This is a genomic window from Flavobacterium sp. (assembly GCF_036741995.1).
Lineage (GTDB): Bacteria > Bacteroidota > Bacteroidia > Flavobacteriales > Flavobacteriaceae > Flavobacterium.
The window spans coordinates 1-7,649 of the sequence record NZ_DAINRG010000074.1 but is presented as its reverse complement, the minus strand read 5'-3'; the positions used below and the strand labels follow the sequence as shown (position 1 = coordinate 7,649).

General features: G+C 35.1%; 7 protein-coding genes and 1 pseudogene. All 8 read left to right on the top strand.

Translation table 11 applies throughout. The features are described from left to right. The first annotated feature begins 112 nt into the window (after nt 1-112). The 8 genes and pseudogenes from V7D82_RS13050 to V7D82_RS13015 all read left to right on the top strand — a co-directional run bounded on the left by V7D82_RS13050 (nt 113) and on the right by V7D82_RS13015 (nt 7,249). Entirely contained in the window at nt 113-895 is a 783-nt protein-coding gene (locus tag V7D82_RS13050; RefSeq protein WP_333601396.1) for a phosphatase PAP2 family protein, read from the top strand. A gap of 88 nt (nt 896-983) precedes the next feature. Beyond that, entirely contained in the window at nt 984-2,726 is a 1,743-nt protein-coding gene (locus V7D82_RS13045; protein ID WP_333601395.1) for a tyrosine-type recombinase/integrase, read from the top strand. Between the two features lie 89 nt (nt 2,727-2,815). Beyond that, complete coding sequence (locus V7D82_RS13040; RefSeq protein WP_333601394.1) at nt 2,816-3,355, top strand: STM3941 family protein; 540 nt, start codon at nt 2,816-2,818, stop codon at nt 3,353-3,355. A 176-nt stretch (nt 3,356-3,531) separates the two neighbouring features. After that, nucleotides 3,532-4,392 carry a hypothetical protein gene (locus V7D82_RS13035; protein WP_333601393.1) on the top strand — a complete coding sequence of 287 codons (861 nt, stop codon included), beginning with the start codon at nt 3,532-3,534 and terminating at the stop codon, nt 4,390-4,392. Nucleotides 4,393-4,537: 145 nt separating this feature from the next. Continuing rightward, the gene (locus V7D82_RS13030) at nt 4,538-5,263 is read left to right on the top strand and encodes a hypothetical protein (RefSeq protein ID WP_333601392.1); all 726 of its coding nucleotides are present in this window, start codon (nt 4,538-4,540) and stop codon (nt 5,261-5,263) included. 509 nt (nt 5,264-5,772) lie between these two features. Further along, nucleotides 5,773-6,114: pseudogene (locus tag V7D82_RS13025) on the top strand (MerC domain-containing protein); the annotation flags it as partial. 21 nt (nt 6,115-6,135) lie between these two features. Beyond that, on the top strand, nt 6,136-6,381 hold the full coding sequence (locus V7D82_RS13020) for a GDCCVxC domain-containing (seleno)protein (protein WP_333601397.1): 246 nt from the start codon (nt 6,136-6,138) through the stop codon (nt 6,379-6,381). A gap of 136 nt (nt 6,382-6,517) precedes the next feature. Then, nucleotides 6,518-7,249, top strand: a complete 732-nt coding sequence (locus V7D82_RS13015; RefSeq protein WP_333601391.1) for a hypothetical protein — start codon at nt 6,518-6,520, stop codon at nt 7,247-7,249. Nucleotides 7,250-7,649: the final 400 nt, after the last annotated feature.

Genomic DNA, 7,649 nt, shown 5'->3' with positions numbered 1-7,649 from the left:
CGGCTTATTTGCTGAAGCATAAAAAATACCAAAAGTAATATTTTGAACCTACTAGGGATTTGGAGCTTATACCTGTTCTATAACTATTACAGGCCATACTCATATTTTATAAATGACTACACTAAACTCTCTTAAAAGAAAAGCGTCTTTACTATTACTGCTTTTTGTTGGTTTTTCTAATGCCTCGGCACAAGTTGCCAGTAGTATTGATACCACTAACTTTGCTGCTTCGAAGGCTTTAAAATTTAATTATAAACAACTGATTTTGCCTGTAGCTTTGATTGGTTATGGTGTTGTTGGTTTACAAAGTGATTATTTAAAAGATTTGAACTTAGATATTAGAGACGAAGTAGTTGAAGATATTGATAAAAAACTAACCATAGATGATTTTCTGCAATATACTCCTGCCCTTTCGGTATATGCTTTGAATGCTTTGGGCATCAAAGGGAAAAATAATTTAAAGGATCGTTCGGTTATACTGGCAACCTCTTTGGTATTTGTAGCCACTTCGGTTACAATTCTGAAAAAAACCACAAAAGAAGAACGTCCGGATGGTTCAGATGCCAATTCTTTTCCTTCGGGGCATACAGCTTTTGCTTTTGCCGGCGCAGAGTTTTTGTACCAAGAATACAAAGATGTTTCTATTTGGTACGGTATTTCAGGATATGTTGTAGCTACCGCTACCGGAGCTTTCCGCATTTATAATAACAAACATTGGCTTACTGATGTAGCTGCCGGTGCGGGCTTTGGCATCTTGAGTACCAAAGCGGCTTATTGGCTTGCCCCCTATTTGAACAAACACATTTTTCCTTCCATGACCGGTAAAACTACCGCTATGTTTGCACCAACATATGATGGTAAGCAACTTGGTGGCGCTTTTGTAATGTCGTTTTAAGGCAATAATATTGTTGTAAGTAATTCCTTTTGTTTTATTTGTTTTTATTCAAAATAAATAGTAATTTTAGCTTTTTATTTACAATTATATGTCTATCACCATCAAAAAGATATGGCATCGGGAAGCTTTTAGGATTGGTATTTTTTTTGACTATGATGCTGAAAAGATAAAAATACTAAAAGCAATCGGCGGACAATTCAGCAAGACACATGCTTGTTGGTATATTGATTATGATGTGACATCGTATGCCAAATTGAAACAGCAATTCCGTTCTTTTACTATTGAATCACCAAAAGATTTCACAACAACACCATCGGTGACCGGCATGAGCCGTGACCTTTCACCCATAGCACTAAGCGAAAGTCAGTTAGATTTGTCCAAAACAAATAATCCTGAACATAAAACGGATATAGATTCGTTTATCCCAAATTTGAAGTTGGAATTATTGGAAAACATTGGTAAGTACTGGGTTTTTAAAATGCGGTATCATCAAGGCACCAGTAAAGCATTATTGACGATTAAAGGCGTCTATTGGAATCCCAATTATCGTTGTTATATGGCTTTACGAAATCCAAAAGTTAAGGAAGCTGTTGAACATGTCCTAAAAAGACCTTCTTTCTTGAGCGATGATTTTGTGTCAAAAGACACCAGCTACAGAGGAGCTTGCATTAGCATTCATCCGCACCATGAGGATTTATCCTGGATGGAAATTCATGTCCCGAAACTTGTAGCGATTCACGAAAAGTTGAAACGATTTTCGATGGTTCGTTACAGCAAAACGAAAGACTGTTATCTGTTACCGGCCGCGCCAATAGTGTATGAAAGTATTCAATTGCAAATGGAACCTTTGGAAGTGGAAATCAACAATGAATTGCCTTTGGAGTATTTGCAAAAAAAACATTTGCCCAATAAAAAACGGTTAGATTTATCCAAAACCAAGCAAAGTTTGCTCGAACAAATCCCGGAAACAGGACGTAACTATGTCATGAATATGATAGATAATTTGTTGGCTTTGAATTACAGCAACGCCACGATGCGTACCTATACGAATGCTTTCATTCAGTTTTTGCGCCATTTTAATTATAGAGATCCCGAAACCATCACACCACAAGAAATTGTTCGGTTTTTAGGCTCCTTAATGCAACGTGGACTTACAGCCAGTACCGGACATAGTATGGTTAACAGTTTACATTTTTATTATCAGCAGGTTCTGCACAAAAGCGAATATGACTTTAAGTTGCCTCGTCCAAAGAAAGAAAAGAAATTGCCTGTAGTGTTAACTATGAATGAGTGTCTGCTAATATTTCAGGTAGTCGACAATCCTAAGCATAAATTATTACTATTAATAGGCTATGGCGCCGGACTTCGGGTTAGTGAAATAGTAACACTACAATGGCGTGATATTTTGTTTGAAGAATATAAAATCCATATTAAGAATGCCAAAGGCAAAAAGGACCGCATGGTGATGTTGCCCTATTCTATTGTTCAATCGCTGAAGATATACAGAGAACTTTATAAAGGCAAACAATATGTTTTTGAAGGGCAGTATGCCGGAGAACCTCTTAGTGTTGGGAGTGTACAAACAGTAATGCGTGAGGCACTGAAAAAAAGCGGCTTAGAAAAAAAGGCAACAGTTCATACATTACGCCATAGTTTTGCCACTCATTTGCTGGAAAACGGAACAGACATCCGCTACATACAGCAATTTTTAGGGCATTCAAGCATCAAGACAACCACAGTTTATACACATTTAACCCAAAGTGCTGTAGACAAAATCCAAAGCCCGCTTGATCGAATGGTAGATATAAATAATAAGAAAAAACTTGATTAATTATCTGTCAACCTCAAAAAAGTTGCATAAACTTGTGTATATTTACTAGTTAGCGGTCAGCGTAGGCAAATTCAATAAAAGAGAAAAAAATGAATGAAATCAAAATTCCATTGAGTAAAACAAAACTAATTTTTACATTTATTGGCTCGGTAATTTTCGTGCTTCTTGGAAGAGAATTTATTTTAAAACCTCAAAAATATGTTTCGACTGTAATGAGAAGTCCTGAATTAATAACTATAGTCGGATTTGCTTCCGTAATCTTTTCTAGTCTTTGTTTAATTTATATTTTCTACAAAGCATTTGACAAAAAACCAGGATTAATAGTTAATGCAAATGGAATTATAGACAATTCAAATTTTGCAAGTGTAGGATTAATTGAATGGTCTGAGATAATTGGAATCAGAACTCAACAAGTAATGTCAACGAAATTTATTTTAATTGATGTTTTAAATCCAGAAAAGTTTATACAAAAGAGTTCAAAATATAAAGCTTCACTTATGAGAGCTAACTTGAAAATGTACGGAACTCCATTATCAATAACTTCAAACAGTTTAAAATATAACTTTGAGAAAATGGAAAGTTTACTGAAAACAGAATTTGAAAAATATAAAATAACGCCGAACCGCTAACAGCCGTTTGCACCAATGGCGTGGCTTGGGATTTATCAGAATGCGGAAGTGAATATCTTTTTTCTTACTATTCACGTTTTATCTTTCAAAGTTTTCGGTATATTTGTTTTCGTCAGTGTCAAAAACCGCCACTGGCGCAAGCGACGAAACGTTAGGCGCAACGTAACACAACACTTATGACAGAAAACGAACTTATAATAAAATTTGGAGGTGATGGAAATATAAAAGTTGACACACTGACAAACTTTTTAGAAATCTACAAAGAGCTTCTTTACATAATAAATAATGAGTTGGGTTACAATCCAGACGATTTGGTTATTGAAGTTTCACCACCTGAACATGGTAGTTTTGAAATAAGAATCTCTCCAAGATATCGCAATCAAATTTTAGCTGGAATTGGAGCAATTGTAGTTTCAACTCTCGGCGGTTTGTTAACTTATTACCTAACTGATGACAATCAAGATAAAACTTTAGAGGAAATTAAAGTTATTTTAGAAAAGCAAGCAAAAGTAGACAAAGACATTCCAAAAAATGTATATAATATTTATCAAAATACTGGAGCCGAGCAGAAAATAACGCAATCTTTTATCACGGTAAACAATGACGGCAACGTTACAAGTCTAAAAGTAAATCAAGATAATGACGAAATAATTGATATTCCGAAAAAGGAATTTCCAAAGTATATTGAAAAGCATGAAGCAAAACCAAAAGAAATCATTCGTCCAATACAAGATGTAATTCGCGACGAAGTTACATTAATAATAAAAACTATACATTTTGAAGGTCATGCAAAATGGGCATTTGTATATCGTGGTTATCCTATAAAAGCAGAAATTAAAGATGAAACCTTTTTCGAAAAATTAAATACCGAAGCATTTAGAAAAGGTGATTCGCTAATTGTTAGGTTAGCTACCACGAGAAATTTTGATAATGATTTACAAACATACATAGTTGACCAAAATAGTTATGTAATTGAAAAAGTAATTGAACATAAATCAAAGGTTGACATACAAAACAAATTATCGCTGGAGGAATAAGGAATTACGCAGCGCCTAACAGCCGTTTGGCGTAATAGCTGGTTTGTCTTTCTTGGAAAATACTCTGAACTTCAGCATTTCTTATTACATTTTTCTTTAACTTGCCGCTACTACGCCAAGCGGCGGAACGTTATAGCCAATATTTATGACGAAACTATTAAACTTCACGTTTTTGATGTTTTTACCACTATTTGCTAGTGGACAATATGCTTTCGAAAAATATCCAGCTGTAAAATATAAAGCGTATAATAATTGGAAAACCATTGACACAGAAAAGAAGGTTGAGAACTCTATTTCTATTCCTGACTTTTTTAAAAAAGGTAAATCGCTAACTATTCAATTAAATTCTTCAAAAGAACATTGGTTTGAAAATTCAGTTGTTAAAGTTGGAATTCAAAAATTCACAGAAAATGTAGGCTTCAACCCTATCGCTTTGGATAGTATTAGAATTGCAGATTTGAATGGAGACGGATTGAAAGATGTAAAAATTATTGCTCCATATATGGGAAATGGAACTGCATCGATGAATGTTAGAGTAATCTATCTTTTTCAGCAGGAAAATGAGGGCTTTTTAAAAATCTCTTTTGATGATAAACAAAGTGACAATCGCAGCGAAAGGGATTTTGACGGTGATGGAAATTACGAAATCATAACTATGAAATTAATGGGTTTTGAAAATCATAGTTATTGGAATTTCAATCTTTTTAATCTTATAAATGGAAAATTTATAAGCGTAAATAAGAAGTACGATTATCCAATATTAGTTCAGTTTCTTGAGAAAGAAAATTATAAAATCACAAAGAAAATCAATCGAAAGAAAATGAAAAGTTTTGCGCTAAGATTACCAGAAGGTTACAGTATGGAGAAATAAATACTGGCTATAACAGCGGTTTTGCGCTATAGCTGGCTTATCTTTCTTGGAAAATACGCTGAACATCACAATTTCTTATTACATTTATCCTTAACTTGCCGCTACAGCGCAAAGCCGCGGAACGTTATACACAACAATATTTCCCGAAATTTGCTTTGAAAGTTTGCCGAAAAAAATGCTTCTCCTACTCGATTTTTTATCGAGTTTTTTATTTGGAATCGTTTGGGCTTTATGGAAAATTCTCTGCTTGCCAGATTTCGGTTTGCCCGAGTTCCAAAGTTTGCGTCGAATTGGATTGCGGAGTTTGATTACTTTAATAATTGCTGTGTATAACAGCGGTTTTACGCCATTGCGAGTTTTGTGGTAAATTCACGTTTTGTTTCCGTAATAATATTTATCTTAGCCGATAGTACGCGGTTTCGCACCTCGCAACAGACGTAAAGCCGCGAAACGTTATAGGAAACCCTTAAGGACGAATGTGCAACAATTAAACAATAGAAAAAAATACAATGAAATTAATAAGTAATGTCGATAAATTGGGAACAGCTGGACTTTTCTTGACTGCAATATTTTCACCTTGCTGCTTCCCACTTTTTGCATTTGTAGCTTCCGCACTTGGACTGGGGAGTTTTGAGCTTTTCGGTGGGTGGACAATGTGGATTTTTCAAGCAATGGTTTTAATATCAGTCGCCGGTCTTTACATATCGTATCGAAAACACCATTGTACATATCCTTTATTGGTTGCTATTCCAAGTGGGCTTTTAATTTTTTACGCCTATCACTTTAACGACAATGCCAATTGGACATATTTTCTTTACACAGGTATGTTCGGACTTTTCATAGCTACTATCTGGAACTACAAACGAAACAAAATGCATGGAACTTGTGACACGTGCACCGTGTACAATGGAAAAATAGTTGAACTTCATTCAACAATCACTTGTCCACATTGCGGATACCAAAAAGATGAAATGATGCCTACAAATGCATGTCAATATTTTTACGATTGTGAAAACTGCAAACAAGTATTGAAACCAAAACCTGGTGACTGTTGTGTTTACTGTAGTTATGGAACTGTAAAATGTCCACCAATTCAAGCAGGAGAAAATTGTTGTTAATCAATCCATCACAACGCTGATTTCATAAAAATAAAAAAGGCCGCTCTAACGAGCGGCTTTTTTTATTATTGCTATTGTTAACTTGTAATATTTTTAGTATTTTCGGGATAATATTAATCTTTTAAACATTAAGACTATGGCTTCTACATCAGAAACTGGCCACGCTAAAAACGTTGCTAATTTCCAAGACCTTATTGCATTTGTAACTGGTTACGGAACAACTTACAATCCTTCAAAAAACGCTTTGAAATTGCCACAACTCAGCACTCTTTATTCCACCGCACAAACAAATCTTGCCGATGTGGTTACCAAAAACACTACTTACAACAACAAAGTAAATGAACGTTTGGCTGCTTTCAGCAATCTGAAATCATTATCAACCCGCTTGGTAAATGCCTTGGAAGCCACAGATGCTTCTCCTGAAAAAATTAAGGATGCAAAAGGTTTCAACCGTAAAATGCAAGGAAAAAGAGCAAACCCAACCCAAACTCCTGTTGATCCAAAAGCTGATGCGCCTGCAACAATAAGCGCAAGCCAACAATCTTACGACCAACTTATCCAACACTTTGCAGGAATTATTTCTGTTTTACAATCCGAGCCGAGTTATACACCTAACGAAAATGACCTTAAAATAACTGCACTAACCACAAAACAAGCCGATTTAACAGCCAAAAATAGTGCTGTTGCCACAGCTTATACAACGGTTAGCAATTCAAGAATAACCCGAGACGTAACATTATACAACACCGATACAGGATTAGTAGACATCGCTGGCGAAGTAAAGAAATACATCAAGTCAATATTCGGCGCATCAAGTCCAGAATTTGCCCAAGTTAAAGGCATTGAATTCAAGAAGGCAAAGAAATAAACAACCCGCAAAAAGAATAATTGTTCCCACAATTATCTTTATTGCACCCGCTTTTAAAAATAAAAATACCACACTTAAATTTATCGTTACCGCAGTTAGAAATATCTAACCCGCAGAAAGATTTATTGTTTCCGCAAATAGAAATATGTCTTCCGCAAAAAGATATATTGTACTTGCGAGTAAATTTATTCTTTCCGCAGAAAGAAATATTTAAACCGCAGAAAGGATACTGTTGACCGCTGTTTGCGGAAAGTGTTTACTCAAGTAGTAAGGGCTTCCTATAACAGCGGTTTTGCGCTATAGCTGGTTTTATCTTACTTGGAAAATACTTTGAACATCAATATTTCTTATTATATTTATCCTTAACTTGCCGCTACAGCGCAAAGCCGCGGAACGTTAT